General features: G+C 46.6%; 17 protein-coding genes. 15 read left to right on the forward strand and 2 right to left on the reverse strand.

Annotated features, from left to right (window positions below; genetic code table 11):
- Positions 1-114: 114 nt before the first annotated feature.
- The 15 genes from allB (at position 115) to gltA (ending at position 16879) form a co-directional block, all read left to right on the forward strand.
- A complete protein-coding gene (gene allB / locus BLR06_RS14815; RefSeq protein WP_092074383.1) occupies positions 115-1503 on the forward strand; it encodes an allantoinase AllB in 1389 nt (462 codons plus the stop codon).
- A 38-nt stretch (positions 1504-1541) separates the two neighbouring features.
- Entirely contained in the window at positions 1542-2222 is a 681-nt protein-coding gene (locus BLR06_RS14820) for an AroM family protein (protein WP_092074384.1), read from the forward strand.
- A 43-nt stretch (positions 2223-2265) separates the two neighbouring features.
- Positions 2266-3513: a Zn-dependent hydrolase gene (locus tag BLR06_RS14825; RefSeq protein ID WP_092074385.1), complete on the forward strand. Its 1248-nt coding sequence runs from the start codon at positions 2266-2268 to the stop codon at positions 3511-3513.
- A 53-nt stretch (positions 3514-3566) separates the two neighbouring features.
- Complete coding sequence (locus tag BLR06_RS14830; protein WP_092074386.1) at positions 3567-4292, forward strand: amino acid ABC transporter ATP-binding protein; 726 nt, start codon at positions 3567-3569, stop codon at positions 4290-4292.
- Positions 4293-4357: 65 nt separating this feature from the next.
- Entirely contained in the window at positions 4358-5242 is an 885-nt protein-coding gene (locus tag BLR06_RS14835) for a transporter substrate-binding domain-containing protein (RefSeq protein ID WP_092074387.1), read from the forward strand.
- Between the two features lie 89 nt (positions 5243-5331).
- Positions 5332-6825 carry an amidohydrolase family protein gene (locus tag BLR06_RS14840; RefSeq protein WP_173813069.1) on the forward strand — a complete coding sequence of 498 codons (1494 nt, stop codon included), beginning with the start codon at positions 5332-5334 and terminating at the stop codon, positions 6823-6825.
- A 19-nt stretch (positions 6826-6844) separates the two neighbouring features.
- Positions 6845-7531, forward strand: a complete 687-nt coding sequence (locus BLR06_RS14845) for an amino acid ABC transporter permease (protein ID WP_092074389.1) — start codon at positions 6845-6847, stop codon at positions 7529-7531.
- 949 nt (positions 7532-8480) lie between these two features.
- Positions 8481-9872 (forward strand): sugar porter family MFS transporter, encoded by a 1392-nt coding sequence (locus BLR06_RS14850; protein ID WP_092074390.1) that lies wholly within the window; start codon positions 8481-8483, stop codon positions 9870-9872.
- Between the two features lie 144 nt (positions 9873-10016).
- Entirely contained in the window at positions 10017-10793 is a 777-nt protein-coding gene (locus BLR06_RS14855) for an SDR family NAD(P)-dependent oxidoreductase (RefSeq protein WP_092074391.1), read from the forward strand.
- Positions 10794-10817: 24 nt separating this feature from the next.
- Positions 10818-11645 carry a sugar phosphate isomerase/epimerase family protein gene (locus BLR06_RS14860; protein WP_092074392.1) on the forward strand — a complete coding sequence of 276 codons (828 nt, stop codon included), beginning with the start codon at positions 10818-10820 and terminating at the stop codon, positions 11643-11645.
- A 51-nt stretch (positions 11646-11696) separates the two neighbouring features.
- Complete coding sequence (locus BLR06_RS14865; RefSeq protein WP_173813067.1) at positions 11697-12740, forward strand: zinc-dependent alcohol dehydrogenase; 1044 nt, start codon at positions 11697-11699, stop codon at positions 12738-12740.
- A 61-nt stretch (positions 12741-12801) separates the two neighbouring features.
- The gene (locus BLR06_RS14870; RefSeq protein WP_173813065.1) at positions 12802-13578 is read left to right on the forward strand and encodes an SDR family NAD(P)-dependent oxidoreductase; all 777 of its coding nucleotides are present in this window, start codon (positions 12802-12804) and stop codon (positions 13576-13578) included.
- Positions 13579-13742: 164 nt separating this feature from the next.
- Positions 13743-14573, forward strand: coding sequence for a helix-turn-helix domain-containing protein (locus tag BLR06_RS14875; RefSeq protein ID WP_092074395.1), 831 nt, complete (start codon positions 13743-13745; stop codon positions 14571-14573).
- A gap of 45 nt (positions 14574-14618) precedes the next feature.
- Positions 14619-15473, forward strand: a complete 855-nt coding sequence (locus BLR06_RS14880) for a sulfide/dihydroorotate dehydrogenase-like FAD/NAD-binding protein (RefSeq protein ID WP_092074396.1) — start codon at positions 14619-14621, stop codon at positions 15471-15473.
- A complete protein-coding gene (gltA, locus tag BLR06_RS14885; protein ID WP_092074397.1) occupies positions 15458-16879 on the forward strand; it encodes an NADPH-dependent glutamate synthase in 1422 nt (473 codons plus the stop codon). The genes BLR06_RS14880 and gltA overlap by 16 nt, the downstream gene beginning before the upstream one ends.
- A gap of 194 nt (positions 16880-17073) precedes the next feature.
- Here gltA and BLR06_RS14890 read toward each other — a convergent pair whose 3' ends face one another.
- Both BLR06_RS14890 and rph read right to left on the reverse strand, forming a co-directional pair.
- Positions 17074-17253, reverse strand: a complete 180-nt coding sequence (locus BLR06_RS14890) for a hypothetical protein (protein WP_092074398.1) — start codon at positions 17251-17253, stop codon at positions 17074-17076.
- A gap of 57 nt (positions 17254-17310) precedes the next feature.
- Positions 17311-19956 carry a rifamycin-inactivating phosphotransferase gene (gene rph, locus BLR06_RS14895; protein ID WP_092074399.1) on the reverse strand — a complete coding sequence of 882 codons (2646 nt, stop codon included), beginning with the start codon at positions 19954-19956 and terminating at the stop codon, positions 17311-17313.
- Positions 19957-20151 lie beyond the last annotated feature (195 nt).

A 20151-nucleotide genomic window follows, 5' to 3' on the forward strand; every position in this document is an offset into this window, starting at 1 on the left:
CAACAGAATAGCTTACAAAGCAAAGGCGCTTTTAAAGAGAATCTAACTTTAAAGCGCCTTTTTGCCGTGTTTGAATGATACTGTTGTTTTACTTGAAGCGAAGGAGGCACAGCTTTGACTATTGCAGATTTAGTAATAGAAAATGTAAATCTTTATAGCGAAGGCGGAATAATTCATTCCGGTGTAGCCGTAAAAGATGGAAAAATTGTGGTAATTGCTGCAGATAGGTATCTTCCCCCGGCAAGGAATGTAATTGATGGGAAGGGACAGCATCTTTTGCCTGGCGGTATTGATCCCCATGTTCATTTTCGTGATCCTGGGAAAACGGAACGGGAGACATTCCAAACAGGAACTATGGCAGCGGCTGCAGGTGGGGTAACAACAATATGTGAACACCCGATCTCTATGCCGCCGCCATACTCGCCGGAGTTGCTGAAGCGCAGAATTGCGGTCGCCAGCCAACAGTCAGTGGTCGATTTCGCCTTTTTTGGCGCCGCCGGCGCTGATAAACTGGAGGAAATTCCCCGGATTTCCCGGGAAGAAATGATTGCCTTTAAAACCTTTTTTCACAAGCCTCCCGAGGGACGGGAGGAAGAGTTTGCCGGTCTGACAATGGCCAATGATGCCAAAATATATGAAGGATTTTGTGCAATTGCCAAAACCGGTAAAATACTGGCGATCCATGCGGAAAACGATGATATTATTGCTGAGCAAATCAAAAAACTGCGAAAAGCCGGAAAAGTGACCGGAATTCATCATGCCGAATCCCGGCCACCAATTTCCGAAGTTGAAGCGGTGGCTAAGGTCCTGTGTATTGCAGCAGAAACGGGTACACGTGTGCAGCTTTGCCACATCTCTACGGGGGCTGCCGCCGAACTTGTTAAAAAGGCCAAGCAACGGGGGCAGGAAGTATATCTGGAAACCTGTCCGCACTATTTATTGGCAAATGAAAGCGCGCTAGAGAAACTGGGCCCGTTTGCAAAATGTAATCCGCCGTTACGGAAACAAGAAATTGTTGACGATTTATGGAGATATGTTCAAGACGGCACAGTTGATCTGATTGGCAGTGACCACGGTCCGTTTTTGCCAAGTGAAAAGGAAATTGGCTATCAAGATATTTTTACGGCTCCGGCTGGTTTCCCCGGAATAGATCTTAGACTGCCTTTACTGTTAAACGCCATGAAGTCAGGAAAAATAACCTTAAAAAGAATCATTGAACTAATTTGCACTAATCCGGCGAAAACTTATGGGTTATATCCGCAGAAAGGCGCAATCCGGATCGGGGCAGACGCCGATTTTGTTATGGTTGATTTAGAACGGGCCTTTGTTGTCGACAGACAGAAAGGGTATTCTCGCTCGGCCGATACGGCAAGATTATATGACGGTCTGTTGCTTTACGGTTTACCGACAATGACGATCGTGCGTGGCCGAGTTGTTATGCGAAATGGCATCGTTGCTGCTGAAGACGCAGGCTGGGGTCAATTGGTTACCGTGAGCAAATAAAAAAATCCGTTGATTATTCAAATGTGGAAGGGCATCAAATGGAAGAAAAAATAGTCGCACTGATTTCTATCGGACAGTCTCCCCGGCGGGATCTTACCGGTGATTTTGAGAATACCTGCGGAACTGATTTCCGGTTTCTTGATATAGGCGCCTTGGATAATTTGTCAATGGCCCAAATTGCCGGATTGGCTCCTAAGGCCGGTGAAGCCGGGTTAATCACCAAACTGCGCAATGGCCGGGTCAGTTATGTGGCGCATGCTAAAATTCAGCACTATATTGAACAGGCTTTGAATAAGGCTGTGGAAAACGGTGCAAAACAGGCTGTGGTTGCCTGTACCGGAGAATTTTCCTGTCAGCACCCGCAACTGTCCGTAATTATTCCCAATCAGGTTCTGGCAAGTGAGGTCGCCGGCATTTTGAAGCAAGGTGATAAATTGGCCGTCCTTGTGCCAATGCCGGGACAAGTGGGCGAAGCAACTCTGCGCTGGGAAAAGCGTGGTTTTTCAGTTAGCAAAACCATTGTGGCAAATCCTTTTGTTAATCAGCAGGTATTACTGGACGCTATCTGCCGGGATCCCATTATCCAGTCGACACAAGCACTGATTGCGGATTGTTTTGGTTTTACTATTGCTTTTTTTAATCAAGCTGTACAAGTTTATGATAAACCGATTTTTTTATCCCGCAAGTTAATAGGCAACCGGCTGCTTTCAGGAGATTAGCATTTGATGAAAGTGGCGGAAGGATGAAATCAGAAATTAGGTGATGAGGATGCAAGGCATTGATATTTTGGCAGTACAAGCGCATATCAAAAAACTGGCTGAGCTAGGGCAAACGCCTGATGGCGGGACAAGCAGGTTATCGTATTCCGAAGCCTGGCAGCAAGCACAGGATTTTGTTTCCGGTCTGATGCAGGCTGCGGGAATGACTGTGGAGCGGGATGCATTTGGAAACTTAATTGGCACCTGCCGGGGCCAAAACCAGTCACTGCCGTATCTGATGACAGGCTCGCATTTGGATACTGTTCCGGAAGGCGGCAGTTTAGATGGTGCTCTGGGCATTATTGGTGCAATTGAATGTATTCGGAGTTGGCGGGTAAACGGTTTTAAACCGTTGCGTACAGTTAAAATAGTGGCAACAGTGGAAGAAGAAGGAACACTATTTGGTGTGGGGTGTCTCGGGAGCAGGGTAATGGCCGGCGAGATGCCGTTGGAGAAACTGGTGCAGTTAAAAGACCGATCAGGCAAGACGCTCCAGCAATATCTTAGCGCGCAGCAGCTGGATATTGCTGCCGCCGGCGCAGCGAGGATAGCAACAGAGGACATTCACGCATTTTTGGAATTGCATGTTGAGCAAGGCAGTGAGCTGGATATTTCTGGGCAACCTTGGGCGGTGGTCACTGATATTGTCGGGATTGATCGGCTGTGGATAACGCTTCAGGGGCATGCCAATCATGCAGGAACTACCCGCATGGACAGGCGCAAGGATGCACTTGTCGCAGCAGGCAGGCTGGTCCAGGAAATATATCAAAATGCCCTGGATTCACAAGGTCTGTATGTATCCACAGCAGGTACCTGCTGTGTCGCTCCCGGAGCGGTAAATGTAATTCCCGGGCAAGTCGAGCTGGCAGTGGAAACGCGGGCTTCACAGGATGCGGTTATGGAAAGGGTCTATCAGAATATTATTAGTTTACTGCAGGGGATTGAAAAGCAATATGGTGTTAAAGGAGCCATAACCAGGCGTAGTACGACTCCTGCTGTTAGTTTAGCGCCGACCATGATTAAGGAATTTGAGAAAGCTGCGCACAAATTAGACATGGCAGTGTGCAAAATGCCCAGTTGGGCGGGGCATGACGCTAAAATTATGGCTGGTATTACCTCGTGTGGAATGTTATTTGTGCCTTCGCGAAACGGGATCAGCCATTCGCGCGAGGAAGATACACGCTGGACGGATGTGGAAAAGGGGCTGCAGGTTTTTTGTGAAACAATGCAATGCATTGCCTCCGGCCGTTGAACAGGACGGCGGCAGCTATCAGGCATTTGACTATACTTTACGGAGGTGATTAGATGTTGCAGGTTTGTCATTTAGCAAAAAGCTATGGGGACTTACAAGTTTTGAAAGATGTAAGCATGAAGATTTCGGAAGGAGAGGTCGTTTGCATTATCGGACCGTCAGGTTCAGGAAAGAGTACTTTTTTACGCTGCCTGAATCTATTGGAAGTCCCGCAACAGGGTGAAATCATCTATTTAGGGCAAAACATTATGGAACCTCAGGTAGACATTAGGCTGATCAGAAAAGAGATTGGTATGGTGTTTCAAAATTTCAATTTATTTCCTTTGTATACGGTTCTGAATAATGTATCTATTGCGCCCATAAAAAATAAAAACTTTAGTGCGAAAGCAGCTAAAGAAATTGCAATGAAAGTACTGACTGATGTTGGCATGGAGAATAAAATCGATGCTTATCCCCGGCAGTTATCCGGCGGGCAGCAGCAAAGAGTTGCTATTGCCCGGGCTTTGGCAATGGAACCAAAAATCATGCTGTTTGATGAACCGACTTCTGCTCTGGATCCGGAACTCGTTGGTGATGTATTGGCAGTTATGCGCAAACTGGCGCAGGACGGAATGACGATGATTATTGTGACGCATGAAATGGCCTTTGCGAAGGATGTCGCCGATCGGGTGATTTTTATGGATAAGGGATATATTGTGGAAGAGGGAACTGCTCATGAGATATTCTCCAACCCGCAAAATGAAAGAACCAGAGAATTTCTGTCCAGGGTGCTCAATTGATTATCAGGCAATTTCTGTATTACGTTATTCATCTTATCTAGACTAAATGAGGGAGAGGATTATTCATGAAACGATTATTCAAAATCTTGATTACCGCAGCTTTGCTTACCGGAATCGCCGCCGGCTTAACCGGCTGCGGATCGACCGCAACAAAGCAGGAAACGCCTGCCGATGGAGGCAAAACAACGAAATCGGGTTATACCGTGGGAAAATCTATCCAGGCAATTAAGGATAAAGGCTATTTGACAATAGGCTGCGATTCCTCCTATGCGCCATTTTCTTTTATTGATACTACTTCAGACAATAAAAGCCCGATAGGCATTGACATTGAATTAGGCAAGGCTATTGCTGAGGAAATAGGAGTAGAAGCCAGGTTTGAACCCATGCTGTTTAAAGCGCTGCTTTCTTCTTTGTCCACCGATATGATTGATATTGGTATTGACGCAATTACACCGACTGAAGAAAGAAAGAAGATTGTTGATTTTTCGGATATGTATATCCTTTGTGAAGATAAAATGATTGTAAAAAAAGAAAACATGAGCAATCTAGCTACTTTGGAGTCTTTTTACGGTAAACCGGTTGCTGCCAATACCGGTTCTATTCAAGAAAAATTTGCCAATGATTTTATTCAAGATGTGCAGCTATTTTCATCACCAAACTTGCCTACATCCATCCTGGAACTACAGGCGGGCCATGTTGCCGGGATTGTCGTGGAAAAATCAGTTGGACAGCAATATATTGCCGCCTATCCCAATCTTGCGTTTAGTGACGCAGTACTGACCGGATCCTATGCCAAAGGCTATTCGGTTGCCTATAAAAAAGGCGGCGATGATTTAGGCGCATTGATCAATGGGGTGGTAGCCAAGGTAAAAGCGGATGGAAAAATTGAACAATGGCGGGATCAGTATAGCGAAACTGCCGCGAAAATGCTTATTTCCAATAAGAAATAACACCGAATGTGCAAGGTGTGGATTCAGTGCTCCGATGGAAAGATTGGAGCACTGCTTTTTTCAATCTGAATGGAGAGAGAAGGGATAGTGTGCGCTGTTTAATCAAGAACGGGTATTTGCATCAGTTTAATGCAACGAAATCTTCCTTTATCCGGGGTAATTTAATCATCAATGATGACTATATTGAGGAATTGTCCGGCTGGTGCCCGCCGGAACAGTCTTTTGATAAGGTAATTGATGCCACAGATTGTTTGATTATTCCCGGTCTGATCAATGCGCATATTCATACGCATTGTCATTTTGTCAAAGGCCTGTTTGATAATCTTCCGCTGGAAATGTGGATGCTGTATACCAAACCATACTTCACGGGCAGGGTGGAAACACCGGACGATGTGTATATTAAAGCCTTGTTTAGCTGCATTGAGATTTTAAAGACCGGGACAACAATGATTATAGATGATCTTGTACATTGTCCTACCTTCAGCCCGCAGCATTACAGCATGATCATGAAAGCTTATAAAAAAGCCGGTTTGCGCGCGGATGTTAGTGTCAATATCATTAATAAGCCGGCGTATGAAACGATTCCCTATTTGGATGAACTGATGAACGATAACCTGAAGACAAGGCTGCGGGCTGGAGCAATGCCGCCTGAAAGAGAGATTCTTCAATATCTGGAAGGGTTAATTAGGCAATATAATGTTCCTGATGCTGTGCAGCGCTGTGTTTTAGCGCCTTCAGGACCACAAAGATGCACTGTGCCGCTAATGAAAGGGATGCGGGATTTAGCGGAAAAATATCATTTGCCCGTGGTGTCGCATGTATTGGAAACCAGAGTGCAAAAGGAAACCGGACAGTTGTTTTTTGGAAAAAGCCTTGTTGAGTGGATGAACGAGAATGATTTGCTGTACCCCAATTTACTGGCTATTCATTCTGTCTGGGTTACCGATGAGGATATTCAACTGATGAAGCAAAGTGGTTGCAAAACGGTGCATAACCCGGCTTCCAATCTAAAACTCGGCAGCGGTATCGCACCGGTGGGGAGACTGCTCAGGGAGGGAATTACAGTCGGGTTAGGTACTGACAATACAAGTTGCAGTGATTCATTAAATATGTTTGAATCGCTAAAACTGTCGGCCCTATTACAGAAAATCCAGACGCCTGATTATGAAAACTGGATTGGGGCACAGGAGGCAATCCGTATGGCAACATATAACGGTGCGGAATGTGCCTGCATGCAAAATAAGATCGGGTCTATCCAGGTGGGACAAAAAGCCGATATTGTCATTATTGATACCAATAATGAGCGGTTTTTGCCGGCCAATAATTATGTGAATCAATTGGTTTTTTGTGAAAACGGGCAATCGGTCCGTGATGTCATCATTAATGGACGAATTGTAGTGGAAAACAAAAAAATAGTTACTTTTAATGAAGCGGAAGTTATTGAAGAATTCAAACGGGTTATGAACAGGATGAAAAAGCAGCAAGAGCTGGCGGGCAAGGAAGCTGCGGAGGTGGATAATCTTTACCGGGAAGCCTATTATAAGACAATCCGGCATGGTGATCATAAGTCATCAAGTGTATGAATCATTGCAGTAAAGGAGGATGAAGCATATTTTAGAATTGGCGATTCAGTATAAGAGCTATCTTATATTAGGGACAAAAATTACGATTATTGTCTCCTTTGCAGCAATAATCCTGGGCTTTTTTATGGGCTTGTGGCTGGCAATAATCAGGGTGGGAGACAACAAGCCTTTACGGTGGCTGGCCAATGTTTACGTCGAATTTATCAGAGGAACACCAGTACTGGTGCAAATTGCAATGGTATATTACGGACTTCCTCTGGCGGGGATTCATTTTCCCGATATAATGGTTTTTGACGTAAAGATGAATCGGCTGAGCTGTGGAATTATTGCGCTGGCGCTTAATAGTGCCGCATATATTTGTGAAATTATCCGCGGAGGAATTTTATCCATTGACAAAGGGCAAACCGAAGCCGCCTTATCTCTTGGTTTTACAAAATTCAATATTATGCGGCTGTTTATTTTACCGCATGCGTTAAAGAATATGCTGCCGTCACTTGGCAATGAATTTGTTGTTATGATCAAAACATCATCACAAGTATCGGTCATGGGGCTGGCTGATCTAATGTATGTTGCCGATCTGATTAGGGGAAATAGTTTCCAGGCCTTTACGCCTCTTGTGATTATTGCGGTGATTTATTTAATTATCACGACAGGTATGTCTATGGTAATGAGGAAACTCGAAAGTATGCTGAGAGCAGTGGGCTGAAAGCCCTGACGGTGGAGCACCCTTAGCAGCCAATGCAATGACACCCAGCTATTGCCTGGTGCGGTTGAACGGAGGTAAGCGCCAGTGATGCATGATGAACGCCGGTATTTACGGTAAAAGCTTTATGCAAGCAATTCGGCGCCGGCTGCCACCATTGCCGCGAACTGGATGAACCCGGGCAGGAAAAGAATTACTGCCCCCGCTGTGCGATGGGTTACTCTACCGGAATCTTGGACGATATGTGCAAACAACCTAATTAATGTTTACTTAAAAAAACGGCTTTCTAGAATGCCCTGGAAGCCGTTTTTTTCTGCCAGTTGGTATAATCCATCTGCGAGAATAATGCCGGAAACAAAGAAATTACCAATATGGGGTTTGCTATGACCCATAGCATCCTTACCATAGCCTGTGATTGCTATATGACAATATTGATTGAAAAATCAGGACAAATAATTAGGTAAGTCCCATATTCTGCGCGTAGTTTTGGCGGCCAAAGCAAGAATATACAATCTCAATTTAAAGAGCATATGATTCCCGTGAAAATCAAGCAAGAATATCCTAACTGCTCAATAAGGTTTTTTATATAATTATATATAGAACCATACTTATTTATAATCTCAATAGGTAAGTGCCCGCCTCACACAGACGAAACCGCCGTTCGGAGGCGCTTTTCCCCTGAGCCAAACGGTGCGTAAAACTTTCCATTTTACACTGCTTTCGATCATGAAGTTGTATTTTCTATTTGTTGAAAATTATCAGAATTTATAAAATATTAGAATTTTAATAACATAAAATTCTTTTTTAAGGGGGGGATAATGATAACAATAATACTTTTGTGCAAATAACTTCCAATAGAACTTCAGGCAGTATAACGGTATATAAAATTCATGGCCTTTGAAATTCCGACTACAATATTGTTCACAATATCTTAGAAGGGAGAACGAAAAACATGAACAAGAGAAAATGTAAGACGGGACTCATCTACTTTTTCGGCGCATTGGGGGGCCTGCTGTTTGGCTATGACACTGGTGTCATAGCCATAGCGCTCACGTATATCAAAAAAGACATCACCCTTTCCATGACTCAATTATCTTCCATAGCGGAGGGGTTGATTGTCAGCGGCGTGCTGTGGGGTGCCATACCCGGCGCTGTGCTGACCGGACCTCTTTCGGATCGCTTCGGCCGTAAGCGTGTGATCATCGCTTTGGGCTTTCTCTTCACGGTTGGAGCGTTGGGCTGTGCTTGGGCGCCGACTGTATCCATATTAATTTTTTCACGCATCATTCTTGGGGTTGCAGTCGGCGGCGCGTCGGGTCTGGTGCCAGTCTATCTTTCCGAAATGGCGCCGGCGGGCAGCCGCGGGATGATCGGCGGCATCAATACAAGCATGAATGCCGTTGGTATCCTGATGGCGTATATATTTGGCAATATCTGTGCTGCCACTGCCGATTGGCGCATGATGGTCGGTCTAGCCGTTGTTCCCGCGATCATGCTGATGGTTGGTATGATTTTTATGCCGGAAAGCCCACGCTGGCTATTACAGAATGTGAGCGAGGAAGCTTCGAGAAAGGTTTTGCTCCTGATGCGCAACGAGCAGGAGGTCGAGGCGGAGATCGCGGAGATCAAATTAGCGAACGAAATGGAAAAGAAGCAGAGCCAGAGCATATGGAAAATGCTTTCCGAACCGTGGGTCCGCAAATTAATCCTGATCGGGATAGGGTTGGCTGTCGGGCAGCAGGTCCTTGGCGCGCAGGTTCTTTTGTATTATACGCCGACAATTCTGCTTGGCGTGGGGTTCTCCGAACAGTTCGCTCTGCTGTCCACGCTGGGCATCGGCGTCATCAATCTGTTCTTTACCTTCCTGGGTATGGCTTTAATCGACCGCTGGGGGCGTAAAAAGCTGCTTATTGCCGGAAACTCCCTGATGTGTGTTTCGATCGCATTGCTTGGCAGCCTGGGACTTCTCAACATTAGCTCAGGCCCGCTGATGCTGGCCTGCATGTGCCTGTTTATGGTCGGATTCTCTTCCACATGGGGAATGACGGTCTGGGTTGTTCTTTCGGAGATCTTTCCGCTCAAAATCCGCGGTTTTGGGATGGGAATCTGCAGTACCTGTCTGTGGGTGGCCTGCGCTTTGGTTTCGCAGTTTTTTCCAATTCTGTCAGATATCATTGGATATTACACCATCTTCTTGATTTTTGCGGGAATCAACGTGGTTGCATTGCTGTACGTGGCGTTCCAGCTGCCTGAAACCAAGGGCTATTCTCTGGAGATGATCGAGATGAACATGCAGGCGCGTTACGCAAAGCGCCCTAAGGAGCGTTTCTTTGAAAGCTCTTGATAGAATATCCTTTCACCTTTCAGGAATAAGGAATAGGGGTAAACGGCCGACCGGTCGCTGGGAAGCGGCAGTTCGCCCCTGGCGGTTTTTTTGATAGTATCTCGGGATTCCGAGAGAGTACAAACCAACTAAGGAGGAAAACAGATGAAATTACAAAACAAAATCGCTATTGTTACAGGCGCAGCGCAGGGAATCGGCAAAGGAATTGCCCTGGAATATGCTAAAAACGGAGCAGATCTTGCAATTCTGGATATTAACGGAGAAAAGCTCAATGAAACAGCGAAGGAAATTAAGGAACTGGGGGTTAACTGCAGCCAGGGGGTTGGAGATGTTTCGGATGAGAAGATTGTACAGGGCTTTGTACAGCAGGTGATTGATAGGCATGGACGGATCGATATTCTGACACATGCCGCGGGCATTCTTCGTTCCTGCGCAATTGTCGAACAGGATGTAAAGGACTGGGATATCGTTGTCGCCGTAAACCTGCGCAGCTCGTTCCTGTTCAGCAAGTATGCGGGACAGCAAATGAAAAAGCAGGGAAGCGGCGCGATGGTTCTGATTGACTCTTGCGCGTCGAAGACGGCGGAAGCGTTTAATGCCGTTTATTGTGCTTCGAAAGCAGGCGTTCGCTTGCTGGCGCAGTCGCTGGCGCTGGAGCTGGCGGAGTTTGGTGTCCGCGTTAACAGTATTGCGCCGGGAACAATCAACACTGACATGATTCAGAGATGCCTGCGTGACCGGGCTTCGCTGTATGGACTGACCTTTGAAAAGTATCTGCATGAATTTAATGAGGCAACCCCGCTCAAGCGTATGGGCGAGCCAGAGGAAATTGGAAAGCTGTGTGTCTTCCTGGTCAGTGATGATTCCGCGTTTATCACAGGCTCTTCCTTTAATATTTCTGGCGGCAGAGAATGCCATTGATTGCCCTGATATAAGGAGGATGCGATGAGTTATAAAATTGGAATTGTTGAATGGGCGTTTCCTTTCCCCGGCCCGTATGGTTTGAAAATTGCTTCTGAGCTTGGATTAGAAGGAATGGAGCTGGATTTTGGAGAATATGAGACTGGATTTCGGCTGCATAATCCCAGAATTCAGGATGCCTATCTGGAATGTGGCGTGAAATACGGAATCGAGTTCCCGTCCATGGCGCTGAATGCTTTGAATACACATGGGATGTCCAACAGCCGTGATACGGTAGATGGAATGATCGCAATTGAGACCATTCGAAAAGGAATCGGGGCGGCAAAACGGATGAATATTCCGGTGGTTCAGCTGCCAAGCTTTCATAGTGGCGATATTCGCACGAAGGAACAGTTTTACAATACCGGTGAAAAGCTCCGTTTCGCCTGTGCTCTCGCAGAGGGCAGCAATATTATTTTGGCGATGGAAAATGTGCTGGACGCTGAGGAAACGAAGCAAATGATTAGGGAAGTGGGCAGCGATCGCTTGAAGATATTCTACGACACGCAAAATTACCATCTTGACCGTGGCTATTCACAACCGGAACTGCTGGAGGCGATTGCGAATGATGTTGTACAGGTCCATGTAAAAGACGGATACAATGGGGCGATTAGTTCTGCACTTCTCGGTAAGGGAGACGTTTTGTTCCATAAAACAGCGGAAATTATTTTACGTACGGGTTGTACAGAATGGCTGCTGTTAGAGAACTATTATAATCAACAACCATTGAGCCTGTTGAATGAAGACGCATTTGAGTTAATTCAAGAAGATATTAAGGTGTTGCGTAGAATTTTCTGCGACGGTGTTGCGTAAAGTCTCCTGTTATGTATAGACCGTATATCGGTAGTTATGGAGGTGTTTGAGATGGAAACTATGCAGGCCGCAGTATTTAAGGGCAATGGAGTTTTGGAAGTGGAACAAGTTGAAGTTCCAAAGATTACAGAGCCGGACCAGGTGCGAATAAAGGTACGGGCAGCAAGTATATGTGGAAGCGACATTCATGCTTTGCATGTTCCGCCCGGACAGGCGATTACGCCGGGGGTCGTTATGGGGCATGAATTCTTTGGTACGATTGTCGAAGTCGGTATCAAAGTAAAAAACTATAAACCGGGCGACTGTGTTGTTGTAAACCCGTGTCTTCCGTGCGGAGAGTGCTGGGAGTGCATGCATGGGATGGGGAACCTGTGCGTTCAGCCGCGTCACTATGGGCAGACCTGCGATGGTGGATTTGCAGAATATGTGATTGTGGAAACCAGTCAGCTGTATTCACTCCCACCGGATATCAATCCGGATATGGCGGCGCAGACAGAGCCGCTGGCGTGCATTATGTACAGCCTGAATATGGCGCAGCTGCGTCCAACAGATCATGTTTTATTGTATGGAGCGGGTCCCATTGGCTTGACATTTATTCAGGCACTCAAAATTTTCGGTGTGAAAAATTTAGCCGTTGTGGCGAAAGGAAAAACCCGCATCAAGCAGGCAAAGCATTGTGGAGCAGATTTTGTGATTGATATGCAGCAGAATGTTCCGATGGGGCAATGCCTGCGGGAGCAATGGGGCTGCCTGGCGGATGTCGTAGTTGATGCCGTGGGAACTGGTCAGATCCTAAGCGAAGCTGTACGGCTGGTAAACAGCCGGGGACGCCTCCTGCTCTTTGGTCTCAATCATAATGCCATCGCGCAGGTGCCTCCGGCGGAGTTTACGCAAAAGGAGCTTCAGTTGTTTGGCTCCTTGGGCAAGGCATTCCCGCCAGCGATCAGCCTGCTGCAGGATGATCGCTTACACCTGAACGAGCTTGTATCGCATCGCTTTACGTTGAAGGATATCAACCACGCACTTGATCTCTTGCGAAATAAGGAAGCTTCCCGTGTGATTATCTATCCGAATGGGGATATACCGAAGCAGTAAAGCTGGTAAGGTTAAAAATCATAAAAAGATTTTAATAATAATTAGAAGGGGACGAATCATTATGAGATTGCAGGAGAAAGTTATTTTCATCACTGGAGGCGCCAAGGGCATTGGCGGTGCAGCGGCGAAGGTCTGCGCGGGCTACGGTGGAAAGATTGTTGCAGTGGATTTGCTGGAAGATCGTTTGAGACAAACGGTTGATGAAATCAAAGCAGCGGGAGGAGATGCCATCTGGGCGGTTGCCGATGTCACAAAGCGTGATCAGGTGAAGGCTGCGATTCAGAAGGCCCTCGATCAGTATGGTCGTATTGACTGCCTGTTCAATGCAGCCGGCGTTGACCGTATCGGCGGCTTCCTTGATATGACAGACGATGAGTACGATTTTAACATGAACATTAACGTAAAAGGCTCTTTTATCTGCTGCGCGGAGGCTGCCCGGGTAATGATTCCTAACAAAAAGGGTAGAATTATTAACACCTCCTCGATTGCAGCGGTGAGAGAGGAAGCATACAATGGCACTTACTGCATGTCTAAGGCTGCGGTAAGCATGATGACGAGGGTTCTTGCGCTGGAACTGGCTCCGCATAACATTACAACGGTTGCGATTCAGCCGGGGAATATTGAGACAGATATCCTTCGCGAATCCTTCACAAATCGCGGCAAGGCGGAAGGCAAGGATGTTCGCGAGTTCTATGCCGAGATGGAAGCGACAATTCCGATGGGATATATCGGCCGGCCGGAAGAGATTGCGGAAGTTGTTGCATATCTTTGCGACGACAGATCGGCATATATCGATGGCAACAGTATCCTGATTGCCGGCGGTAAGATTATGGCATAAGGAAGCCGTTCCTTTTTCCTTGGCAAGAGAGAAAAGCGTTAAAGCAGGAATATACGTCAATTTGCTTCAACGCTTCTCTTTTGCAGTGATATTCCGAAAAGCGGTTTATGTGAAGTCCGACCTGTGACGGATCATAAAGAGCGATTTGCCGAAGGTGGTGTAATATGCCTAAAAACCTTTCACATCTTTCCGCAAAATTTGTTAAAATACATTTCGTCGACGAAAAATATCATAAGCATCATCCTCAGTTGATTCACTGCCATAAAGATGTTCTTGAATTATTTTATGTGATAAAAGGTTGTGGTAATTATGTCGTGGGAAATCGGGAATACTTTGTTGAGCCTGGCAGCCTTGTGATATGTAATGCGGGTATGCTGCACGGAGAACCCCCTTTTCAGCAACATGAGATGCAAAGCTATTGCGGTGTGCTGCGTAACATTTCCGTTCCCAATTTACCGCCGAATAACTTAATAGATAACATGCAAAAACCAGTTTTATTCTTCTCGGCAGACAAAGCACCCATTGAGCACATCCTGTTGGCACTACATGAATTGGATTCACCGGCATCTGCGGCATCCGAAATTTGCGATTTGTTGGCAAATGCGCTGCTGAATGTTGTTTATTTGAAGATGCAAAAGCGGCAGTTATCCAACGAGTGGGTCCGGGAAAATAATGAGGAGCTTATTCAGCAAATCATCACTTATTTAAACGAGCATTATATGGAGTCTTTGTCTCTGCAACATCTGGGAAATGTCTTCCATATGAGCTATTACTACTTGTCGCACATATTCAAAGCAAATACCGGCTTGTCCCCCATGAAATATGTTCAGCACCGCAAAATTGGTGAAGCTCAAAATCTTTTAATGAACACAAACATGCAAATCGGAGAAATAGGGGAGGGTTTAGGGTTTAACGACAATTGTCACTTCAGTTCGGTATTTAAAAAGCGTATCGGAGTCTCCCCGCTTCAATATCGCCAGCATTTTCAACAATGATATGTATTGTGTTATTTCCCAGCCTCTATTTCGAGGAGGTTTATTGTGTATAGAATTCTAGTAAAACAGCAATTAGCGCCTAATGTTCAGCTTTTTGAAGTGGATGCACCGCTGATTGCCAGAAAAGCAAAGCCAGGCCAGTTTGTTATTCTGCGTGTTAATGAAGAGGGTGAGCGTATTCCTTTAACAATTGCGGATTTCAATCGGGAAAAAGCCAGTATTACGCTTATTTTCCAAGAAGTCGGTGCTTCTACGACAGAATTGGGTCGTTTAAATGAAGGCGAATTTTTATTAGATTTGGTAGGGCCATTGGGTAAAGCAACTCATATAGAAAAATTCGGTACTGTTATTTGTGTAGGGGGAGGAATCGGTATTGCACCTGTTTATCCCATTGCTCGTGGACTAAAAGAAGCCGGTAACGAAGTTATTTCCATTATTGGCGCTCGTTCGAAGGACATTCTGATTTATGAGGAGGAAATGGCGGCGGTAAGCGATGAACTGATCATTACGACAGATGACGGCTCAAAGGGTATCAAAGCTTTCGTCACTCAGCCGTTAAAAGAACTGCTTGATTCCGATAAAACAATTAACCTGGTAGTGGCAATTGGCCCTGTGATTATGATGAAATTCGTTGCTGAAACCACAAGACCTTACGGCGTCCCTACAGTGGCCAGCCTTAATCCGATCATGGTAGATGGAACTGGCATGTGCGGCGGATGTAGAGTAGCAGTGGGGCAGGAAAATAAATTTGCTTGTGTGGATGGGCCGGAATTTGATGCGCATAAAGTAGATTTCGAAAGTTTAATGGCGCGTCAGCGTATGTATAAGACTCATGAAAAACAGTATAGCGAGCACATTGCTGCTAAGAAAGAGTGGAGCTGTAAATGTCACTCTCACTAAATAAAAATCCAATGCCCGAACAAGACCCTAAAGTAAGGGCTCAAAATTTTGCTGAGGTAAGCCTTGGCTATACAGAAGAACTTGCAAAAGCAGAAGCCGGGCGATGTCTGCAATGCAAAGCCGCTCCTTGTCGTAAGGGCTGTCCTGTGCAAGTCGACATTCCTGCTTTTATTAAAGAAGTGAAAGCAGGAGCTATGGACTCGGCAATTGCAAAGATAAAAGAAGTGAATTGCTTGCCCGCAGTATGTGGCAGAGTATGTCCACAGGAAGAACAATGTGAAAAATACTGTGTATTGGCTAAAAAGGGTGAATCTGTGGGGATTGGCCGTTTAGAACGGTATGTTGCTGATACTGCCCGGAATAAAGGTGAAACTGTCACTGTAATCCAATATACCGCTAATGCCCAGAAAGTCGCTGTTATTGGTTCTGGTCCAGCTGGTTTAGCTGTAGCTGGCGATTTGGCGAAAAAAGGTTATAAAATCACTATCTTTGAGGCTTTACATTTGCCGGGCGGCGTATTGATGTATGGCATTCCAGAATTCCGATTGCCAAAAGACGAAGTGGTACAAGTGGAAATCAATAACTTGCGTAAGCTGGGTGTAGAAATCGTTGTGAATGCTGTGATTGGCAGTACTTTCACCGTTGATGAACTGTTGGAAGAAGAAGGCTTTGATGCTGTGTTCATAGGCACAGGTGCCGGACTACCTCATTTTATGGGTGTTCCGGGCGAAAATCTGAATGGTGTGTATTCTGCGAATGAATTTTTAACTCGGTGCAACTTGATGAAAGCCTATCGTTTCCCGCAATGCGGTACGCCCATTCATGCAGGGAAAAAGGTAGCGGTGGTTGGCGGTGGTAATGTGGCGATGGATGGTGCTAGAACCGCTCTTCGTTTGGGTGCAGAGCATTCCTGTATTGTGTATCGCCGTTCGGAAGCAGAGTTGCCGGCAAGATTAGAAGAAATCCATCATGCCAAAGAAGAAGGTATTGATTTTCAATTTCTCACGGCCCCAACGGCTGTACTGGGTAATAAAGATGGCTGGGTAACAGGCCTCCAATGCGTTCGTATGGAACTCGGCGAGCCTGATGCCTCAGGTCGTCGTCGTCCCATTGAAATACCAAATTCTGAATTCGTATTAGAAATAGATACTGTCATTATTGCCATTGGCCAAGGGCCTAATCCATTAGTGCAGTCTACTGCCAAAGGTCTTGAAACAACTAGAAAAGGTAATATTGCTGCTCATGAAGAAACCGGCGAAACTAGTAAGCCAGGCGTGTTTGCCGGCGGTGATATCGTGACTGGGGCAGCCACTGTAATTCTTGCTATGGGTGCAGGTAAGAAGACTGCTATAGCAATTGATAAATATCTGCAAGAGAAAAAAGCCAAATCAATAAAGAAGACTTAATTTAATCCCCTTAGCTTCAAAATACTCAACCAGCTCTATTAGGTTCTTCGTGATGATGATTCGGATAGACGGGGAAAGGCCGTCACTGCTTTAAGGAAGAAGTCAGTGGCGGCCTTTTGGTTGAATTTCTGCTTTTTAACGGCGGGCGGCACGTGAAACAATCTGACCGCGCCGCCTAGTGGCCGTATTCTTTGTTACATCAGATCCCAGGGCGGATCGCCCTTGCCTTTTTGGTTCCTGATGGCCGTTATTTGTTCGGTCAGCAGTTGGTTGTTCTTGTCGAGAATTTCAGCGATGGCGGCGGCAAAAGGCACATTTTGTTCAACAAGCTTGTTCGCTTCATTCATAATTTGTTGCTTCGTCAAGCCCAGCATCGGATCACCTCCTTCTAAGTCCTTTTCCCTAAGCTGCCCCGGAGCCGCAGTTCGCTGCTAATGCAATAACTTACCGTCCGAATCATCCAGCAGTTCAATATAGCCTTTTGTTCCGTTCACCCGGATTTTCTGCCCGTCCTGAATGAGCGAGGTAGCCTGCTGGACGCCGACAACGGCCGGAATGCCGTATTCGCGGGCTACGATCGCGCCATGGGTCATCAGTCCGCCGACTTCGGTAACCACGCCGCTGGCCGATACGAAAAACGGAGTCCAGCCAGGATCGGTAAAGGTGGCTACCAGGATGTCCCCCTTATCCAGCTTTGCTTGCTCAGGCTTTAAGATGATCCGGGCGCGTCCTTCCACCACGCCGGCCGAGACAGGTATTCCGGGCAAAGCTCCCGGCGGTGCATCCTGCTGGCCATAGCTGCCATAGATGATTTCTCCCTCACTGGTCATCACTCTGGGCGGCGTAAGTTTCTCGTATTCCTGGTATTTTTCCTTGCGGTCGGCAATCAATTGCTGATCGGCGTGAGCTGACCGGATAACCTGTTCCAGCTCGGTCAGGGACAGATAATACACATCTTCGGTTTGTTTAAGCACACCCTGATAAACAAGTTTTTCCGCTTCTTCCATAATGGCTTTTTTATAGAGGTCAAAGTGAGAAACGATGAAATATTTTGGATACTCTCTAAAACCGGCCAGTCCCCGATAGGTCTTAGTCAGCTTGGCCATAATTTTAGCTTTTATGGCGCCGCCGGTTATTTTTTTTAAACGGGTTGACAGGATTTTGGCCGCTTCTTCCGCCCGTTTCTCGCCTTCGGCAAACTTACGGCGATGTTCGCCCGGCTGCACGCTTTGAATATGGCTTAAGATTGCCGGGATAAGCTGGCCTGGTTTTTCACGCCAGCGGGGCCGGGTAATATCAATTTCGCCGGTACACCGCAGGCCGTATTGCCGGAGAAATTCCTCAAAAACCGGTTTAACAATCCGACCGCCTTCGACTGTTTCCAGCCCAGTCAACAGGGTATTGTCGCCGGACTGGTGCAGATAAGCGATAACGGCGGGATACTGCCGGATGATATCGGCCAGGTCGCCAAGCGCCAGCCCCATTTCACTGGTATTATTCCTGGGCGGTGATTTGCCCAGATCCTCGGTTTCTTTGCTGTCGCCCAGCCATCGTTTACTTAGGCGGTCAATTAATTTAAAAGAAATCATTCCGGCCATAAACGGTCCCATCATTTTTCCGTGCAGAACCCAGGTCAGCATTTCCGTTTTATCCTTGTTAATAAACCTGATTCTGTCAGCGCCGGAAAGCCGCCGCAGCGTTTGTTGCGTTTCGGCAATTTTCTTTTCAGCCCAGCCATAGAGATGAGAGGACGAGCTTGCATCGTTGAATGCCATGTTTTGGACAATCCTCATGGCCGGTTCGGCCAGTTTTTTTAGTTGGGCTAAGCTCATTCTGGGCTGTCCTTCCGGCTGGAACAAGGCGACAAGGTCATGGCGTTTTTTGATCTCTTCGACAGCGCTGCCCATCAAGGCATCCATGCTAGCCAGACCTGTCTGCTTTTTTTGGGGATAGCAAGAACGGGTAATGTCCCCAAATAAACGTCCCCCGGCCGTGACCAGCATATGTTCATAGGGTCCCGAAAATTGGAACAGCGACAGTCCCAGCGGCTTCATCGGATCGGTCATCATTTGCTGATGGCCAAAAGAAGAGAATACATGAAACCCGTTGTCGGCAATTTCGGGCAGCGGATAGAGGGTAGTAATCGGCCTGCTTTGCACAACATAGAAAATGCCGTCGGCAAAGCACCATTCAATGTCCTGGGGAGCTGCGAAATGGCGTTCGATGTGTTTGCCGATTGCCGCCAATGTGAGCACTTGATCGTCGGTCAGCGCCTGGCACCTGGGCATTTCGTCAGGCAGTGATTGTTCTCTTGTCCCCCCCGCCGGTGCGGCGTATACGGCAATTTTTTTATCACCAATCTGTTTTGTCAAAATTTTGTTTTCTTTCACCTTGTAGAGGTCGGCGGTAACCATGCCGCTGACCAACGCTTCGCCCAGCCCAAAACCGGCGTCAATGGATACAACCTTACGATTGCCGTTTACCGGGTCGGCAGTAAACATAATCCCCGATACTTCCGGAAAAATCATCTGCTGTACGACCACAGCCAGCAAAACTTTTTTATGATCAAAGCCGTTTCGGGCGCGATACACGATGGCCCGGTCGCTGAACAAAGAGGCCCAGCATTTCCGGACATGCTCGACAATGGCGTCAATCCCTTGAATATTCAGGTAAGTATCCTGCTGCCCGGCAAATGAGGCGCCGGGCAGGTCTTCCGCCGTAGCGCTGGAACGAACGGCATAAGCATAATCTTCACCTGTTTCCTGCCAGGTCTGATTTATTTGCCGCCGGATGTCGTCCGGAACCGGCAGGCTTTCCATATGCTGGCGGATACGCTGCCCCAGCAATTGAACCGTGTCGGAGTTTTCAGCAGCCAAATTGTTGAGTTGGTCTAAAAAACCGGCCAGCACCGGGCTTGCCGTGACAAAATATTGATAGGCTTCTGTGGTGACGCAAAAGCCCAGCGGTACTTTGATTGTGCTAATTTTTGAAATTTCTCCCAGATTTGCCCCTTTTCCGCCTACCAGCGGTAAATCCTGTTTGCTGATTTCAGTAAAACAAAGTGTAAAAGTCGGCATGCTTTACCTCCCGGTTTTCATGTGGCAATAGATCATCAATGACCTTTTTAGTATTCTTCCGCAACAACGGATGTATTCGCCTGCTGAATAATTTTGGATATGAAGTTGAAAACTAAGCTGGGCCAATGCATACCCCTTTACGGCTGATCGAATAGAGCCAATTGGCGTAAACGGCCATCTAAGGCGGAGGGAGCT

This window comes from Dendrosporobacter quercicolus, assembly GCF_900104455.1.
In the GTDB taxonomy this organism is placed as follows: domain Bacteria; phylum Bacillota; class Negativicutes; order DSM-1736; family Dendrosporobacteraceae; genus Dendrosporobacter; species Dendrosporobacter quercicolus.

What these genes read in the sequence shown, in the direction of transcription:
- BLR06_RS14820 (WP_092074384.1), top strand. Translation starts at nt 1,542, where the DNA reads ATGGAAGAAAAAATAGTCGCACTGATTTCTATCGGACAGTCTCCCCGG.
- BLR06_RS14890 (WP_092074398.1), bottom strand. Translation starts at nt 17,253, where the DNA reads ATGCTGGGCTTGACGAAGCAACAAATTATGAATGAAGCGAACAAGCTT.
- BLR06_RS14850 (WP_092074390.1), top strand. Translation starts at nt 8,481, where the DNA reads ATGAACAAGAGAAAATGTAAGACGGGACTCATCTACTTTTTCGGCGCA.
- gltA (WP_092074397.1), top strand. Translation starts at nt 15,458, where the DNA reads ATGTCACTCTCACTAAATAAAAATCCAATGCCCGAACAAGACCCTAAA.
- BLR06_RS14835 (WP_092074387.1), top strand. Translation starts at nt 4,358, where the DNA reads ATGAAACGATTATTCAAAATCTTGATTACCGCAGCTTTGCTTACCGGA.
- BLR06_RS14845 (WP_092074389.1), top strand. Translation starts at nt 6,845, where the DNA reads ATGAAGCATATTTTAGAATTGGCGATTCAGTATAAGAGCTATCTTATA.
- BLR06_RS14865 (WP_173813067.1), top strand. Translation starts at nt 11,697, where the DNA reads ATGGAAACTATGCAGGCCGCAGTATTTAAGGGCAATGGAGTTTTGGAA.
- BLR06_RS14870 (WP_173813065.1), top strand. Translation starts at nt 12,802, where the DNA reads ATGAGATTGCAGGAGAAAGTTATTTTCATCACTGGAGGCGCCAAGGGC.
- BLR06_RS14875 (WP_092074395.1), top strand. Translation starts at nt 13,743, where the DNA reads ATGCCTAAAAACCTTTCACATCTTTCCGCAAAATTTGTTAAAATACAT.
- BLR06_RS14855 (WP_092074391.1), top strand. Translation starts at nt 10,017, where the DNA reads ATGAAATTACAAAACAAAATCGCTATTGTTACAGGCGCAGCGCAGGGA.
- rph (WP_092074399.1), bottom strand. Translation starts at nt 19,956, where the DNA reads ATGCCGACTTTTACACTTTGTTTTACTGAAATCAGCAAACAGGATTTA.
- BLR06_RS14860 (WP_092074392.1), top strand. Translation starts at nt 10,818, where the DNA reads ATGAGTTATAAAATTGGAATTGTTGAATGGGCGTTTCCTTTCCCCGGC.
- BLR06_RS14825 (WP_092074385.1), top strand. Translation starts at nt 2,266, where the DNA reads ATGAGGATGCAAGGCATTGATATTTTGGCAGTACAAGCGCATATCAAA.
- BLR06_RS14830 (WP_092074386.1), top strand. Translation starts at nt 3,567, where the DNA reads ATGTTGCAGGTTTGTCATTTAGCAAAAAGCTATGGGGACTTACAAGTT.